Annotated in this window: 20 protein-coding genes; 11 read left to right on the top strand and 9 right to left on the bottom strand. The window is 59.4% G+C overall.

All coding sequences use genetic code 11. The features are described 5' to 3' along the window. Window positions 1-4: 4 nt before the first annotated feature. From OE750_RS01395 to OE750_RS01355, 9 genes are all read right to left on the bottom strand, one after another. Window positions 5-385, bottom strand: a complete 381-nt coding sequence (locus OE750_RS01395; protein WP_263760592.1) for a hypothetical protein — start codon at window positions 383-385, stop codon at window positions 5-7. Window positions 386-540: 155 nt separating this feature from the next. Beyond that, on the bottom strand, window positions 541-1206 hold the full coding sequence (locus tag OE750_RS01390; protein ID WP_263760590.1) for an alpha/beta hydrolase: 666 nt from the start codon (window positions 1204-1206) through the stop codon (window positions 541-543). Continuing rightward, the gene (locus OE750_RS01385; protein WP_263760588.1) at window positions 1203-1832 is read right to left on the bottom strand and encodes a DNA-3-methyladenine glycosylase family protein; all 630 of its coding nucleotides are present in this window, start codon (window positions 1830-1832) and stop codon (window positions 1203-1205) included. The genes OE750_RS01390 and OE750_RS01385 overlap by 4 nt, the downstream gene beginning before the upstream one ends. Continuing rightward, a complete protein-coding gene (locus OE750_RS01380; protein ID WP_263760586.1) occupies window positions 1825-2562 on the bottom strand; it encodes a precorrin-6A/cobalt-precorrin-6A reductase in 738 nt (245 codons plus the stop codon). Before OE750_RS01380 ends, OE750_RS01385 begins: the two co-directional genes overlap by 8 nt. After that, window positions 2559-3644, bottom strand: coding sequence for an ABC transporter ATP-binding protein (locus OE750_RS01375; RefSeq protein ID WP_263760583.1), 1086 nt, complete (start codon window positions 3642-3644; stop codon window positions 2559-2561). The genes OE750_RS01380 and OE750_RS01375 overlap by 4 nt, the downstream gene beginning before the upstream one ends. 263 nt (window positions 3645-3907) lie before the next feature. Then, entirely contained in the window at window positions 3908-4156 is a 249-nt protein-coding gene (locus OE750_RS01370) for a DUF2842 domain-containing protein (RefSeq protein WP_263760581.1), read from the bottom strand. Window positions 4157-4161: 5 nt separating this feature from the next. Further along, window positions 4162-5457, bottom strand: a complete 1296-nt coding sequence (locus OE750_RS01365; RefSeq protein ID WP_263760579.1) for an adenylosuccinate synthase — start codon at window positions 5455-5457, stop codon at window positions 4162-4164. Window positions 5458-5617: 160 nt separating this feature from the next. Next, window positions 5618-5968 (bottom strand): DUF6614 family protein, encoded by a 351-nt coding sequence (locus OE750_RS01360; protein WP_263760577.1) that lies wholly within the window; start codon window positions 5966-5968, stop codon window positions 5618-5620. Window positions 5969-6024: 56 nt separating this feature from the next. Further along, complete coding sequence (locus OE750_RS01355; protein WP_263760575.1) at window positions 6025-6495, bottom strand: DUF3237 family protein; 471 nt, start codon at window positions 6493-6495, stop codon at window positions 6025-6027. A 149-nt stretch (window positions 6496-6644) separates the two neighbouring features. Between OE750_RS01355 and OE750_RS01350 the strand changes: the two genes are divergently transcribed. The 11 genes from OE750_RS01350 to OE750_RS01300 all read left to right on the top strand — a co-directional run bounded on the left by OE750_RS01350 (window position 6645) and on the right by OE750_RS01300 (window position 16249). Beyond that, window positions 6645-7040 (top strand): DUF6524 family protein, encoded by a 396-nt coding sequence (locus tag OE750_RS01350; protein WP_263760573.1) that lies wholly within the window; start codon window positions 6645-6647, stop codon window positions 7038-7040. 265 nt (window positions 7041-7305) lie between these two features. Further along, the gene (gene secG, locus OE750_RS01345) at window positions 7306-7656 is read left to right on the top strand and encodes a preprotein translocase subunit SecG (RefSeq protein ID WP_263760571.1); all 351 of its coding nucleotides are present in this window, start codon (window positions 7306-7308) and stop codon (window positions 7654-7656) included. Between the two features lie 169 nt (window positions 7657-7825). Beyond that, window positions 7826-9469 carry a CTP synthase gene (locus tag OE750_RS01340; protein WP_263760568.1) on the top strand — a complete coding sequence of 548 codons (1644 nt, stop codon included), beginning with the start codon at window positions 7826-7828 and terminating at the stop codon, window positions 9467-9469. 67 nt (window positions 9470-9536) lie between these two features. Beyond that, window positions 9537-9830 carry a DUF1330 domain-containing protein gene (locus OE750_RS01335; RefSeq protein ID WP_263760566.1) on the top strand — a complete coding sequence of 98 codons (294 nt, stop codon included), beginning with the start codon at window positions 9537-9539 and terminating at the stop codon, window positions 9828-9830. Window position 9831: 1 nt separating this feature from the next. Next, window positions 9832-10278, top strand: coding sequence for a TerB family tellurite resistance protein (locus OE750_RS01330; RefSeq protein WP_263760564.1), 447 nt, complete (start codon window positions 9832-9834; stop codon window positions 10276-10278). Further along, window positions 10275-10712: a TerB family tellurite resistance protein gene (locus tag OE750_RS01325; RefSeq protein ID WP_263760562.1), complete on the top strand. Its 438-nt coding sequence runs from the start codon at window positions 10275-10277 to the stop codon at window positions 10710-10712. The genes OE750_RS01330 and OE750_RS01325 overlap by 4 nt, the downstream gene beginning before the upstream one ends. Beyond that, window positions 10712-11452, top strand: coding sequence for a phosphate/phosphite/phosphonate ABC transporter substrate-binding protein (locus OE750_RS01320; protein ID WP_263760560.1), 741 nt, complete (start codon window positions 10712-10714; stop codon window positions 11450-11452). The genes OE750_RS01325 and OE750_RS01320 overlap by 1 nt, the downstream gene beginning before the upstream one ends. Before the next feature lie 78 nt (window positions 11453-11530). After that, the gene (locus tag OE750_RS01315; protein WP_263760558.1) at window positions 11531-12844 is read left to right on the top strand and encodes a glutamine synthetase family protein; all 1314 of its coding nucleotides are present in this window, start codon (window positions 11531-11533) and stop codon (window positions 12842-12844) included. Window positions 12845-12903: 59 nt separating this feature from the next. After that, a complete protein-coding gene (locus OE750_RS01310) occupies window positions 12904-13593 on the top strand; it encodes a type 1 glutamine amidotransferase (protein ID WP_263760556.1) in 690 nt (229 codons plus the stop codon). Then, the gene (locus OE750_RS01305; protein ID WP_263760554.1) at window positions 13590-14951 is read left to right on the top strand and encodes a glutamine synthetase family protein; all 1362 of its coding nucleotides are present in this window, start codon (window positions 13590-13592) and stop codon (window positions 14949-14951) included. The genes OE750_RS01310 and OE750_RS01305 overlap by 4 nt, the downstream gene beginning before the upstream one ends. Beyond that, complete coding sequence (locus OE750_RS01300) at window positions 14948-16249, top strand: NAD(P)/FAD-dependent oxidoreductase (protein ID WP_263760552.1); 1302 nt, start codon at window positions 14948-14950, stop codon at window positions 16247-16249. The genes OE750_RS01305 and OE750_RS01300 overlap by 4 nt, the downstream gene beginning before the upstream one ends. Window positions 16250-16291: the final 42 nt, after the last annotated feature.

Raw genomic sequence — 16291 nt, 5'->3', positions numbered from 1 at the left:
CGCCTCACTCAACGAGCTCAGAAACGCGCTCTGCACCTGCGGCGGCTCTGAGGCGATCCAGCTTGCCGCCGATGCTAAGGCGCGCTGCCTCAAGATCAAGGCTGCGTTCGCGTCCGCCGCTGCGGGTGTTCTTGGATTGCTTCTCATAACTGTGCTCCATTTCCGTAGCGATCCCCATCCACTGCGCTACATCTTCGAGGCACAGCAGCATCTCGCGGGGGGCAAACTCTCCGCATCCGCATTCAGCCGCGCCCTCAGCGCCGTGAGATCGTGTTTCAATCGGGTGATTTCGTGAACGAGTGCCGTAACAGACTGGCCCAAGCTCTGAGTGATGCTCGAGCCCGCAGCATTCGGGACGTGTTTGCTCATATGATGTTCGCCTCATGTGGGTCTGCCTCCGCCCGACATGATCCCCCCGCAAAGCACGGAGGTTCTGTCTGCCCCCAAACGCTAGCGAGGCAGAATGCGCGCGTAAACGCACTTGCCCGAGCGCCGAACGCTCGAGTTAATAAAATCTTAAGTTTATTCTAAATCAGTGGCTTAGAAGCCGACCTTATCGCGCATAAACGCAAGCGCCACAGAAAGTCCGTCAGGTGCAATGCCATGCCCCGTGCCTTTCATGATATGCGCATAGACTTCTTTGAAGCCTGCTTTTTGCAGCGCTTCCGCCGCTTCGGGCAAGCTCTGGGGCGGCACAACATCGTCTTCATCGCCATGCACCAACAGAATGGGCGGCTTGCTCACCGCCTCGTCAACAAGCCCCTCAGGCGCCAGCAAACGGCCCGAAAATGCGACAATCCCCGCCAACTCGTCTTCACGGCGCGGTGCGACTTCCAGCGCCATCATCGTGCCCTGGCTAAAGCCAAACAGCACCATCTGCTCGGGCAGCAAGTCTTCATCCACCAACACCCCGTCGAGAAATGCATTCAAGTCATCCACAGCCGCACGCATCCCGCGTTCTGATTCTTCTTCTGATGACCCATCAATCCAAGGGATCGGAAACCACTGAAAGCCCATAGGCGCGCCCGCGCAATCCTCTGGCGCATCGGGCGCAATAAACAGCGTATCCGGCAAATGCTCGCCCAATGGGTCGGCCAGACCAAGTAAATCAGCTCCGTTGGCCCCGTATCCATGCAGGAAAACCACAACAGAACGGATGGTCCCCGAAACAGGCTCTTTTCGGCTGGCTTGCAATGCGCGTGTCATAAGATTCCCTCACGGTGTTTGATTTCTTTGTAATAGGCCCAGAGCAGCCGCGCCGCAACCGCTCGCCATGGCGCCCACATCTCGGCCATCTCGCGCATCATTCGCTCTTTCGGGCGCTCGTTAAGCCTGTAAAGCACGCGCGCCGCCTCCTGAAGCGCAAGGTCACCGCAGGCAAACACATCCGCACGCCCGAGGCTGAACATCGCATAAATCTCGCCGGTCCATGTGCCGATGCCCTTCACCGCCACAAGCCGCCTGATCACCTCATCGCTCGGCACATCCCGCAAAGCGTCATAATCAATCCGCGCCTCAGCCAGCGCTTTGGCATACACCGCTTTCTGGCGGCTCAGCCCCAATGCGCGCAAGCCCTCCTCGCTCAGCGCCTCAACGCTCTCGGCCCTGTCACAGCCCGCCTCAACCAATCGCCCCCAAATCGCGCGCGCACTGGCCACGCTCACCTGCTGGCTCACAATAGCGCTCAAAAGTTCGGCAAACCCTTCAGGCTTCAGCCGCAAAGGCAGCGGCCCCGTAAGCTGGTAGGCCTCGGCCAGCTTCTCGTCTTTGGCACAAAGCCAGGCCACCCCCTCGGCCACGCAGTCAGGCCCAACGATAACCCGCTCATCCATGCGCATCCGCCCAGTCCAGCGCTTCTTGAGCCGTGCCCACAAGCGTCACACCTTCAAGCGGCCTTGGCCGCCTGATCATCCCGACAGGGATGCCAAGCTTGCGCGCCGCTTGCAATTTGGGCCGCGCGCCCGCGCCGCCCGCATTTTTCACGACAAGCCAGTCAACGCCAAGTTCGCGAAAAAGCGCCTCTTCCTCAGCCACGCTAAAAGGCCCATCTCCTTGCAAAAAGCGCCCACCTTCAAAGGGAAAGTCTTCAGGCTCCCCCCCAAGCCGACGCGCAATCACCTCGCAATCCTTCAGGTTGGCAAAGCCCCGCAAGCCGCCCCGTCCCGTGGCCACAAACACGGTCGAGCCTTGCGGAATGTGCTCCGCCGCTCCGGCTTCGCTGTCCAGCATCACCCAGGTGTCACCCTCTTCAGGCGCCCATTCCGGCCGCAAAACCATTGCATATGGAATGCCCAGCGCCTTGCATATCCGCGCCGAGCGCGCACTCACCGCCTCGGCAAAAGGATGGGTCACATCCAGCACCGCGCCGATAGTCTCACTCTCCAGATAGCGCTCAAACCCGGCATCCCCGCCAAAGCCGCCTACACGCTGTGGCAGAGGAATCTTGCCCGCAAACCGTGCAGAGCCTTCAAAAGAAGCGACAGCATCGCGCCCGCGTGCGGCCAGCCCTGCCGCAATCTCCCGCGTCTCGCCCGCTCCTGCCAAAAGCAACAGCCGCGTCATGCAGATTTGGGAAACACAAAACAGCGGTCGCGGCGGATCGTCAGCCAAAGCGCCTTGCCAACACTGGGCAAAAACACATTCGGGACCGTCACCCTGAGTTTTGACCCGTCATGATCCATGCGAAACTCGACGAGGCTCTCGTTGCCCATAAAGCGCGCCCGCTCGACGACACCGCGCGCCGCCGTGCCGTCTTCAGCGGTCGGGTTCGGGCCGCGCCCGTCGCGGTCAAAGTCGATTTTAAAGTGCTGCGGACGGATCACAATTTCAACATCCTGCCCGTCAGGCACGCCCGGCGCAAGAAACTGGCCAAACGGCGTATCCGTCAAAGCCCCGCGCACAGTGCCGTGTATCACATTGATATCGCTAAAAAAACCAACAGCTTCTTTATCCACCGGTGCGTTGTAAATATTGTAGGGCGCCCCGCGCTGCACAATCCGCCCACGCCGCATCAGCGCAATCTCGTCGGCCATGCGCATCGCCTCGTCAGGCTCGTGCGTCACAAGCAAAACGCCTGTGTCTTCCTGCTTGAGCACATCCAGCGTCTCGTCGCGTATCTCGTCACGCAAGCGGTTGTCGAGGCCCGAAAACGGCTCGTCCATCAACATCAGCCGCGGCCGTGGCGCAAGGGCGCGCGCCAGCGCCACCCGCTGCTGCTCCCCGCCCGAAAGCTCATGCGGATAGCTGTCTTCAAACCGCGCCAGCCCGACCCGCGCCAAAAGCTCGCGCACCCGCGCCGTCTTGTCCTGCCGTGATCCGCTCAGCCCGAAGGCCACGTTCTCGGCTACACTCAAATGCGGGAACAGCGCAAAATCCTGAAACATCAGCCCCGTGTGCCGCCGCTCCGGCGGAATGCGAAACACCGTGTCGCAGATCAGATTGCCATCGACATAAATCTCGCCGCTGTCCTGCATATCGACACCGGCAATCATCCTGAGAGTGGTGGATTTTCCGCAGCCGGACGGCCCCAAAAGGCAGGTCACCTGCCCCGGCTGAATACTCAGCGACACATCATCAACAACAACCCGCCCGTCAAAGGCGCGCTTCAGATTTCTAACTTCAAGCCTCGGCGTAAGCTGCGTCACGAAACTGCCTCTTGTGATCCTGCCCAATAGGGTATCCGATAGAATTCATCGGATTTGCGCAGCCTTAGCAGCCACGCAGCCCCCTCGCAAGCGCTCCGGATCAAGTGCCGCGAGCCGCGGCAACCGGAAGCCCTTTTTTCTTGCTGTAAATATCCATCCCCCCTTGGCCGAATGCACCATCAGCGCAGATAAACCACCAAGGGCGGGAGCGGGCCGTCAGGTCCGCTCCCGCCCCCGTGGCGATGCCGAAGGCAGCGCAAATATTAGCGTTCGTCATCCCATGTTACAGGTGGCGCATCGGGGTCAGGCTTGCCAATCCCCTTGAACAGCCCCTTGAAGGGAAAAATCCAGACCAGACCCAGCGCAACATAGATCACCAGTTCAAGCAGCAACGGTGGCCGCTCCAACCGGTTCACAACCGTAACGCAGACCACAATATAAAGCGGCATGCCCACAACCAGCACCAGCAAAGCCAACCAGCGGCGCGCCTTGAAACTCAGGTTATCAAACATCACCCTCAGTCCACAAACGGGTCAGTGACAAGGATCGTATCCTCCCGCTCGGGGCTCGTGCTCAACAGCGCGACAGGACATTCGATCAGCTCTTCCACACGGCGCACATATTTAATCGCCTCCGCCGGCAAATCCGCCCAGGAGCGCGCGCCCTCGGTGCTCTCGCTCCAGCCCTTCATTTCCTCATAAACCGGTGTGCAACGCGCCTGTGCATCCGCCGCCGTGGGCAGATAATCCATCCGCTTTCCGTCAAGCTCGTAGCCCACACAGATTTTCAGCGTCTCGAACCCGTCGAGCACATCCAGCTTGGTCAGTGAAATACCGGTCACGCCGCTTGTCGCACAGGTCTGGCGCACCAGAGCCGCATCAAACCAGCCGCAGCGCCGTTTGCGCCCCGTCACTGTGCCAAACTCGCGGCCCCGCTCGCCAAGGCGCTGCCCGTCATCATCGTCAAGCTCGGTCGGGAAAGGCCCTTCACCCACACGCGTGGTGTAGGCCTTCACAATCCCCAGCACATAATCAATCGCGTTCGGCCCAAGGCCCACACCCGTTGCTGCCTGCCCCGCAATCACGTTGGAGGAGGTCACAAAAGGATATGTCCCGAAGTCGATGTCCAGAAGCGCGCCCTGAGCGCCCTCAAACAAAATCCGCTTGCCGGCGCGGCGCTTCTCGTTGAGCACTTTCCAGACGGGCGCGGCATAAGGCAAAATCTGCGGCGCAATCTCTTTGAGCGCAGCAATCAGCCCGTCACGGTCCACAGGTTCAATCCCGAGGCCCTTGCGCAGCGGGTCATGGTGCTGAAGCGCACGGTCCACCCGCGCGATCAGTGTGGCCTCATCAGCAAGGTCCGCAACACGCACAGCACGGCGGCCCACTTTGTCTTCATAACATGGGCCAATGCCCCGCCCTGTCGTGCCAATCTTCGTGCCTTTGCTCGACGCTTCCTCGCGCGCGCGGTCCAGTTCCCCGTGAATCGGCAAAATAAGCGGCGCGTTTTCGGCAATCATCAGGCTCTCGGGGCTGATCTCGACCCCCTGCTCGCGGATCGAGGCAATCTCTTTCACCAAATGCCAGGGGTCCAGCACCACACCGTTGCCGATCACACTTAGCTTCCCGCCGCGCACAACACCCGAAGGCAGCGCATTCAGCTTGTAAACCTTGCCATCAATGACAAGCGTATGGCCCGCATTGTGCCCGCCCTGAAAGCGCGCAATCACATCTGCGCGCTCAGACAGCCAGTCCACAATCTTGCCTTTGCCTTCGTCGCCCCATTGTGCGCCGACAACCACTACATTCGCCATTTTAGCCCCTCAAATTTCCCGATGAGTTTTCCGATGGGTTTCAGGTCAAACCCGCGCTCGTATATACGCAGCTTGGCGCAGACGAAACTGCAAATTCGCCGCAGCGCTCATCTGAGCGGGAGCAATCCGGCGTAAACCTCTCAAATCAAGGGCTCTCTCTTCATATAAGCGCCATCCTTTCTGCGCGCTCGGGGTCGGGAAACGGGCGGTAAAGCGCCACATCGGCCTGCCCGACCATCTGGTGCACCGTGGTGTAAAGCCGCTCGACCATCTCGTCGGCCCGCCCCGCATAGCGAAACGCCTGATCAAGCTGGGTCATATCCTTGACTTCGATCTCAAGCAGAAAGTCGCGCGATTGCGGCGCGCCAAAGCCAAGCTTTCGGCGGCACAGGCGCCAGGCCACAATAACACCAGCCGCCTGCAAATGCCCCATCCAGGCCTCCACAGCAGCGGCAAACGCCAGCGCCTTGGCTGTGTCGCGCAGATCAATCGAGCAGTGATACAGGTTCATGGGCAGCCTCAGACAATATGACAGCCCCATCATGACACTCATTAACTACCAAAGCCTTAAGCGCTCACAGGCGCCTGCCAAATCTCGATAAAAACGCGCGCGTCCTCGTCTCTCTCCGACAGAGCCGCGCCAAAAAAGACACCGTCATCCAGCCACCCGAAGGCCCCTTCAGGCGCTTCAAATACGGCCCGTGTGCGCCCCTTATAGCTGCCATCGGGCTGCGGATACATCCGCCCCGCATTGGTGATCATCACCTGGGTTCCATCGTCAAACCGAATGCAATACCGCGCCTCTATCTCATATGACCCATCCGGCAACGCCTGCGCAAAATCGGCCCCTCCGGGCAAGATAACGCCTGCAAACCCGTCGCCCAGCACTTGTCCGCCCGTTATCGGAAAGACAGCACGCCCGGTCCCGTGACGGGTCTCAAATTCGACAGCCTCGCCAAGATCGGCCCGAATAGACAGGCGGTGCACAAGCTCGGGCTTGTCCAGCGCGCGCAGCGCACCAAGCGTAACACATGACATAGCATTCTCCCTTCATCACCCGATCAACCCGGAACAAACCACAGGCTAGGCCTGCCCACACAATAGGTAAAGCATATCTGCCCGAAAAACCCGTGCTTTACAGACGCGCCCCGACAAGGCAAAACCAAAAAAAACGAGGGGCAACTGTTATGGGTTTTATTTTACGCATCGGGGCGGCTTTCGGTCTCCTCAGCCTCACCTACAATCCGACACAATACAATTTCACCCGCTGGGCCGAAGCAAACTGGAGCGAGCAAATGGCGCTATCCGTGCTGCTCGGCCTCCTGCTTCTCGTCGGCTACATTATCTATTTGCGCGCCACGCTGCGCTCCATCGGTATTTTCGGCATGGGCCTTGTGCTGGCGCTTGTCGCCGCCCTCCTCTGGGTGCTTTACGATTACGGCTGGCTCAGTTTTGAAAACCCGACGCTCAACACATGGCTCGCCATCGTCGCGCTTTCCTTTGTGCTCGGCATCGGCCTCAGCTGGTCACATGTGCGCCGCACCCTCTCGGGGCAGGCCGATATGGATGATGTTGACGAATAATGAACGCGCGCGCCCCTGCGTGCGCTGCAGTGTCTAATTTTGCGTTAACAAAGCCACGATTCAGGCGGTGCACGCTTTGTGCACGTCCGGTGCACGGATTTCACCCCCGCTTTTTTGCCCACCAGCCCAGCATTAACCTAGCCAAACGCAAACTTAACGGCCGCTTAATCTCTCTCTGCCGCCACAAGCGCCAATATCACGGGTTGCGCGCCATGGGGCTTTCCCCTAAAACCCGCCCAGACCAGTCTCAGGCAGCAGGCACTTCATGGAAAACGTCGTTCTTATCGTCCATCTCTTTTTGGCTTTGGCCCTCATCGGTGCAGTGCTCATGCAGCGCTCCGAAGGCGGCGGGCTTGGTATGGGCGGCGGTGGCGGCGTCTCCGGTCGCGCAGCCGCAACGGCGCTTGGCAAAGTCACATGGATCCTCGCAATCGCGTTTATCATCACGTCGATCTCGCTCACCATTATTGCTGCGCAAAAGTCTTCGAGCGGCTCGGTCATCGACCGTCTGGGCGATATAACAGCACCTGAGCCCGCCGAGGAAGAAACCGGCTCCGACACGCTTTTGCCACCCGCCGAGGGTGATGATGCGCCGCTGGTTCCGTCTGCCGACTAATCACTACACATTGCCCCTGCTTTAAAAAACGCAACATTATGTTGCGTGTCCATTGCCAAGTCGGGGCGAATCTACTATGTCTCAAATCCCGTGGTGATGCGGTCTTTTCAGGCCGTATCCGAGCATTTTTGAGCGTATAATCGCGAAGCTGACACGGGGGTTCTCACACATGGCACGCTATATTTTCATCACGGGCGGTGTTGTCTCTTCGCTGGGCAAGGGCCTCGCGTCAGCGGCCCTCGGCGCGCTCCTGCAAGCCCGCGGATTTTCTGTGCGTTTGCGCAAGCTTGACCCATATCTCAACGTCGATCCGGGAACGATGAGCCCCTTTGAGCACGGTGAGGTTTTCGTCACCGATGACGGCGCCGAAACCGACCTCGATCTGGGCCACTACGAACGCTTCACAGGCGTTGCCGCCCGCAAGACCGACAGTGTCTCGTCAGGCCGCGTTTACTCAACGGTGCTCGAAAAGGAGCGCCGCGGTGACTACTTGGGCAAAACCATTCAGGTCATCCCGCACGTCACCAATGAAATCAAAGAGTTCCTTGATGTCGGTGATGATGAAGTCGATTTCATGCTCTGCGAAATCGGCGGCACAGTGGGCGACATCGAAGGCCTGCCGTTCTTTGAAGCGATTCGCCAGTTCTCCCAGGACAGACCGCGCGGACAGTGCATTTTCATGCACTTAACACTTTTGCCTTATCTTGCTGCGTCAGGCGAGTTGAAAACCAAACCAACGCAACACTCGGTCAAGGAGCTGCGCTCGATCGGCCTTCAGCCGGATGTTCTGGTGTGCCGCTCCGAACAGCCCATCCCCGAGAAAGAGCGCGCCAAGATCGCTCTGTTCTGTAACGTGCGCCCCGAGGCGGTGATTCCGGCTTATGACTTGAAGTCGATCTACGAAGCCCCCCTCGCCTATCACTACGTCGGGCTCGACCAGGCGGTGCTGGATGCCTTTCAGATCAGCCCCGCGCCCAAACCCGAGCTGAAAGTCTGGGAAGATGTGAAAGACCGCATCACCCACACCGACGGCGAAGTAAGCGTGGCGATCGTGGGCAAATACACCCAGCTCGAAGACGCCTATAAATCCATCAAGGAAGCGCTCATGCACGGCGGCATGGCCAACCGTGTGAAAGTCAATGTCGATTGGGTCGATGCCGAAGTCTTCGATAAAGGCGACGCCGCCCCCCACCTTGAGGGCTATCACGCAATCCTCGTTCCCGGCGGGTTCGGTGAACGCGGCACAGAAGGCAAGATCAAGGCCGCGCAATTCGCCCGCGAGCGCAAAGTGCCCTATCTCGGCATCTGCCTCGGCATGCAAATGGCCGTCATCGAAGCGGCGCGCAATGTCGCCGACATCAAGGACGCAGGCTCCGAGGAGTTTGACCATGAAGCCGGTAAAAAGCGTTTTGAACCCGTAGTTTACCACCTAAAGGAATGGGTCCAAGGCAACTACACAGTGACCCGCAAGGAAACCGACGACAAAGGCGGAACCATGCGTCTTGGTGCTTATGATGCGACTCTCGCCGAAGGCTCCAAAGTAGCCGAAATCTACGGCACAACCGCGATCGAGGAACGCCACCGCCATCGCTATGAAGTCGATGTGAAATACCGCGATCAGCTCGAAGCCTGCGGCCTCTCCTTCTCGGGCATGTCCCCTGATGGCCGCCTCCCCGAGATCGTGGAGTGGTCCGATCATCCGTGGTTTATCGGCGTGCAGTTCCACCCCGAACTCAAGTCGAAGCCCTTCGCACCGCATCCGCTTTTCGCCGATTTCGTGCGCGCCGCGGTCGAGACATCGCGGCTGGTGTAACGATCAAACCTTGACGCAGGCGGCAACACACCGCAGCCTGTAAGGTAAACGAACAAGGGGACAAACAATGGCCAAAGCCTATTGGGTCGCACATGTGGATGTATCCGATCCGCAGGCCTACGAAAAATACAAAGCCGCCAACGCCGCCCCCTTTGCCGAATTCGGCGCGCGCTTTATCGTGCGCGGAGGCGAGCAGGTTGTGCGCGAGGGCAACGTCCGCACACGCACGGTTGTCATCGAGTTTCCAAGCCATGAGGCCGCCGTTGCCTGCTATGAAAGCCCCGCCTATCAGGCTGCATTCGATATCCGCAAAGATGTATCAATCGGCGATATGGTTATCGTCAAAGGCTATGAGGACTGAGATGGAAATCATTGACCGCATCATGGCACGCTTTCACAAAACGGCCCCCGTCAAAGCGCCCCTTCCCGAGCCCGACGCCAACATGGCGCTGGTGGCTCTCATGATCCGCGTGGCCAAAGCCGACAAAAGCTATGCCGTTGAGGAGATTGCCAAAATCGACAAACTCATCACCGAGTTGTTCGGCCTCAATCCTGTGCAAGCCGCAAAAATGCGCGCCACTTGCGAAAAGCTCGAAGCCGCCGCCCCGCATGAAGGCAAATTCGCAAAGCTCATTCACGACAGTCTCGATGCAGACAAGCGCCTTGATGCTCTGCGCGCGCTGCATTCGATCATGCGCGCCGATGGTGTCGAGCGCCCCGAGGAAGAAAACGTCCTCATCGAAACAAGTGTGGCGCTCGGTTTCCAAACCTTGCCAGCCGATCTTTCCCGCAATCCCGATCCGCTATGATACAGGGTTTCTTCGAACGCCTTCTTGGCACGGCCGGTACACCGCCCACAGACGCGGATGCGCGACTTGCGCTCACCGCTTTGCTCGTGCGCGTGGCGCGGGCAGATTTCAGCTATGATGCCGTCGAAAAAGCCCAGATCGACGCCATCATCACCCGTCGTTACGCGCTCTCGCCCAAAGGCACAAAAGCCCTTCGCCTTGAGGCCGAACAGCTTGAAGCCGAAGCCCCTGACACCGTCCGCTTCACCCGTGCCATCAAGGATGCCGTGCCCTACGAAGAGCGCATCGCCGTGGTCGAGGCGCTCTGGTCTGTCGTGTTGGCTGACGCAGAACGCGACGAGCATGAAGACGCACTCTTGCGCATGGTGGCAAACCTGCTTGGCGTCTCCGATCGCGATAGCAATCTCGCCCGTCAGCGCGCCGCAGGCGCCTGATGCTTGCCTCCCTGCCGATGTATGATCTGCCCGCCCTTCACGGCGCGCATGATCGCTTCTGGCAAGGCATTCGCAACGCTCTCGGCTATGGCCCCGAGACGCTCACCCGCACAGGCAACCTCTGGGATCACTGGCAAGCGCCCGATCTGCTGCTCTCACAAACCTGCGGCTTCCCCTATCGCGCGCATCTCCACGACAAAGTGCAGCTTGTTGCCAGCCCCGATTTCGGCCTCGACGGCTGCCCGGAAGGCTATTACAACTCGGTGTTTCTCACCCGCCGCGCCGACGGTTTCATCACACTGGAAGAGGTTGCGGGCAAGCGCTTTGCCTTCAACGAGGCCATGTCTCAATCAGGCTGGGCTGCGCCCAAGGTGCATCTCGACAGCCTCGACATTCCCCTCGGATCACTCCTGCAAACCGGAGCACATGCGCTTTCTGCCGCCGCCGTTGCTGAGGGCCGCGCCGATTTTGCCAGCCTTGATGCCCAGACATGGCGGTTGCTTGAAGCGCACACACCGCTTGGTGAGCAACTCGCAATCACCGCACACACTGTGCCAACCCCCGCGCTGCCCTACATCACCGCGCTTGGCCAAAACGCAGAAGAGATTCGCACGGCAATGGAGCGCGCGCTGGTGCACCTTGATGCCTCAGATCGCGCAGCGCTCGGCCTCAAGGGGTTGGTAACCATTTCAAGCGAAACTTACCTCGCAGTCAGCACACCCGAGCCGCCTCAAATCTGATTTTTCATCAAACCCCTTGCGCATGACGGGGGGCTTCTGGCATCTTGCCAAAAGATTTGATCAAATTATGGCGACCCCATGCAACCGCATTTAACTTCCCTTCGAATTGCAGCCTCCGACCTTAACGGAAGGATGCGCGGCAAACGTCTACCCGCCGATTTCATGCGCAAAGTCGAAAACGGCACAGTTCGTATGCCCCTCTCCGTTTTGAACGTTGATATCTGGGGCGCGGATATTGATAACAACCCGCTGGTCTTTGAAACAGGTGACCGTGACGGCTACATGCAGCCCACAGGGCGCGGCGCCGTGCCGATGCCATGGCTCTCCGACGATGCCTTTCTCATGCCTGCCACCATGCTCAAGGAAGACCAGACACCCTTTGAAGGTGATCCCCGCCGCGCCCTTGAGCGCGTGCTCGAACGCTACGCCGCTCACGGCTGGGAAGTGCGCGCCGCCGCCGAGATGGAGTTTTATCTGGTCGACGACAGCGGCGAAACGCCCGTTCAGGTGAAGAACCCCCGCACAGGCCGCCCGCTTGTGGGAGCCAACATCCTTTCCCTGTCCGAGCTTGACGCTTTCGAGCCTTTCTTCAACTCGCTCTACCGCGCCTGCGATATGATGGACATTCCCGCCCAAACCGCAATCAGCGAAGTTGGCACAGGCCAGTTCGAAGTTGATATCAATCACCGTGACGCGCTGGAAGCCGCTGACAACGCATGGCTTTTCAAAACCATGGTCAAAGGCATTGCCCGCGAACACAACATGGCCGCAACCTTCATGCCAAAGCCCTTCGAAGGCGATGCCGGCACTGGTCTGCACGTGCATTTTTCCGTGGTCGATGCCGAGGGCAACAACGTCTTTAACGACGGCTCAGAAGAAGGCAACGATACCCTACGCCACGCCGTTGCAGGCTGCCTTGAAGCCATGCGCGCCTCAACTTTGGTGTTCGCGCCGCACGGCCCAAGCTATGACCGCATCGTGCCGGGTGAGCACGCGCCCATTTCGGTCTGTTGGGGCTATGAAAACCGCACTGCCGCGATCCGTATTCCCGCAGGCCCACCCGCCGCGCGCCGCATCGAGCACCGCATCGCAGGCGGTGACACAAACATCTACCTGCACCTCGCGGCCATCCTCGGCGCCGCCATCGACGGGATCGAGCGTAAAGCCACGCCCCCTGCCCCCATCACAGGCAACGCCTATGAGGGCGAGCACCCCGAACTGGTGACAAACTGGGCGGATGCGATCGACCTCTTCGAGCACGATCCGCTCATCGCGCAAATCTTTCATCCGCGGCTCATCGAGAACCTCGTCATGACCAAGCGACAGGAGTTGCGCCTCTTGGCCGAGATTCCCCCCGAAGACCATTGGATGACATATCTTGAAACCGTTTAAGCCCCTCTTGCGCCGGCGCAAAGCCCGCAATAGGCTGAGTTTGATCAAATAGGTGACACATGAAAATCGGTATTTTGCAAACGGGGCACGCACCCGACGAGCTTCTGGCAACAGAAGGCGATTATGACGGCATGTTCCGTGCTTTGCTCGCAGGCGAAGGCTTCGAATTTGAAACCTTCGCGGTGGTCGATGGCATTTTTCCCGAAAGCGCTGACTCAGCTGACGGATGGCTTATCACCGGCTCCAAACACGGTGCTTACGAAGACCACCCCTGGATCCCGCCGCTTGAAACTCTCATCCGCGAGATCAGCGCGTCCGGCAAGCCGCTCGTCGGCGTCTGCTTTGGCCACCAGATCATTGCGCAAGCGCTCGGCGGAAAAGTCGAGAAGTTCGCGGGCGGTTGGGCCGTCGGCCGGCAAACCTATGATGTTGAAGGCAAAAAACTTGCCGTCAACGCATGGCACCAGGATCAGGTGGTAAAGCTCCCCGAAAACACCCGCGTCATTGGAACCAACCCCCATTGCGAAAATGCTGTTCTGATGATCGGCGAAAACATTCTCACACTCCAGCCGCATCCCGAATTCGGCGCAGGTGTAATCCGCGGGCTGATCGAGTATCGCGGTGGTGCGCTGCCCGCCCCTCTCGTGACGCAGGCCAAAGACGCACTCGAAAACGCGACCCAACGTGGAGCAATCCGCGATATGATGGTCGCACATCTCAAACGCCAAACAACAGAGGCCGCATCATGAGCGACGACTGGACAGCAACCCTCCCCGAAGCCGCCCGCGCCTACCTCGATGGCCGCAGGCTTGACGAAGTAGAGTGCATCATCTCGGACTTGCCCGGCATCGCGCGCGGCAAAGCCGTGCCTTCCAGCAAGTTCATGCGGCAGGAATATTTCCACCTGCCCGACAGCATTTTTTACCAAACCATCACAGGTGACTGGGGCGAAGCCGCTGGCGAAGATGGCTTCATCGAGCGTGACATGATCCTCAAACCCGACATGAGCACAGCCACAGCCGCGCCCTGGACAGGTGACTGGACATTACAAGTCATTCACGACGCCTATGACCGCAAAGGCAAACTCATCGAATTTGCCCCCCGCAATGTGCTCAAGCGGGTTGTCGAGCTTTACCGCAAGCAAGGCCTTGAACCCATTGTTGCGCCGGAAATGGAGTTCTTCCTCGTCGCGCGCAACATCGACCCGGCCAAAAAAATCGAGCCGATGATGGGCCGTTCGGGCCGCCCCGCAGCCGCCCGCCAAGCCTATTCGATGACAGCCGTCGACGAGTTCGGCCCTGTGATCGACGACATCTACGATTTCGCCGAAGCCCAAGGCTTCGAAATCGACGGCATCACCCAGGAAGGCGGCGCAGGACAGCTCGAAATCAACCTTGTTCACGGCGATCCTGTGAAGCTCGCTGATGAAGTTTTCTACTTCAAACGCCTCATCCGCGAGGCCGCCCTACGCCACGATTGCTACGCCACCTTCATGGCCAAGCCCATCGCCGACGAGCCGGGCTCCGCTATGCATATCCACCACTCGGTGCTGGATATCGAGACAGGCCAGAACATCTTCTCAGGCCCGCAAGGCGGCGAGACAGACGCGTTTTTCCACTACATCGCAGGCTTTCAAAACCACCTGCCCAGTGCCATCGCCGTTATAGCCCCCTACGTAAATTCATACCGCCGCTACGTGCGCGAGCACGCCGCTCCGATCAACCTCGAATGGGGCCGCGACAACCGCACAACCGGCATCCGCGTGCCGCTCTCCGGTCCCAAATCACGCCGCGTTGAGAACCGCCTCGCCGGCATGGATTGCAACCCCTATCTCGGCATCGCTGTGTCCCTCGCCTGTGGCCTTCTCGGGCTCAACGAAGAGAAGCGCCCCGACCGCCAGTTCAAAGGTGACGCCTATGAAGGCGAAGAGGATATCCCGCGCGAAATGGGGGCCGCACTCGATCTCTTTGACGAGGCCAAAGACCTGCACGATATCCTCGGACCGGAATTCGCCCGCGTCTATTCCATCGTGAAACGCGCCGAATACGAAGAGTTTCTCGGCGTCATCTCTCCATGGGAGCGGGAACACCTGCTGCTCAACGTATGAACCTGCTCTACTCGAACGACAGCGCTGGCACCTTCCCGCCAAGCTGGTATGCCGCAACAGCTCACCCGCGCCAGCCTGCCGACCAGCTGCGCGGTGATGCCTCCGCCGATGTCTGCGTTGTCGGTGGCGGCTTCACGGGGCTCTCTGCGGCACTCCATCTGGCCGAGCGCGGCTATTCCGTCGCGCTCATCGAGGCGCACCGCGCAGGCTTTGGCGCCTCCGGGCGCAACGGCGGGCAGCTCGGCTCCGGCCAGCGTGTCGAGCAAACCGACCTCGAAAAGATGGTCGGTGATGCCGAAGCGCTCAAACTTTGGGAACTCGCAGAAGACGCCAAAGACCTCGTCAAACATCTGATATCAAAACACAATATCGAATGTGATCTCAAGCCGGGCATCGCCCACGCCACATTCCATAAATCCGAAACAGCCCATGAACACGCCTATGTCGAGCACCTCCAGACGCGCTATGGCTATGAGCAGATCAAAGCTTTAAGCGCCGAGGAGTTGCATACAATCTGCCCCTCGCCCCGCTACAAAGGCGGCTCGCTTGATATGGGCGCAGCTCACCTGCATCCGCTCAATTTTGCCCTCGGTCTTGCGCAGGCTTGCGAAAAAGCGGGCGTCACCTTTTATGAAAACACCCATGTCCATCATATCAAGGAAGGCACCAAGATCGTCATCCGCTGCGACACAGGCCGCGTGCTGGCCGATCATGTGATCCTCGCCGCCAACGGCTACCTCGGCGGGCTCAACCGCCGCGTCGCGGGCCGCGTCATGCCGATCAACAATTTCATCGCCGCCACAGAACCACTGGGCGAAGACGCCGCGCGCGTTCTCACCCAAGACATCGCCGTGGCCGACAGTAAATTCGTGGTCAACTACTTCCGCCTGAGCGCCGACAACCGGCTCCTCTTCGGCGGCGGCGAAAGCTACGGCTACAAATTCCCCGATATCGATAAAACCGTGCGCAAGCCAATGGTCGAAATCTACCCGCACCTGAAGGATATCAAATTCGATTACACTTGGGGCGGCACCCTCGCCATCACCATGAAGCGCCTGCCCTATGTCGCCCGCGTCGGAACGAACATCCTCTCCGCCTCTGGTTATTCAGGCCACGGCGTCGGCACAGCCACGCACGCGGGCAAGCTCATGGCCGATGCGATCGCAGGTCACGCCGAGGGCTTTGATACGCTGTCGCGCATCCCGAACACGCCCTTCCCCGGCGGTCCGGCCCTGCGCACACCGCTCCTCACCCTCGCCATGACATGGTATGCCATGCGCGACCGATTAGGCGTTTAACAAAGCCCCGAAATTCAATCAGACGCCCCGGCTTCTTCTGTT

Source organism: Lentibacter sp. XHP0401, assembly GCF_025751535.1.
Taxonomy (GTDB): Bacteria; Pseudomonadota; Alphaproteobacteria; order Rhodobacterales; family Rhodobacteraceae; genus Lentibacter.
The sequence above is the reverse complement of the archived record's forward strand: the minus strand, read 5'-3'. Positions and strand labels throughout refer to the sequence as shown.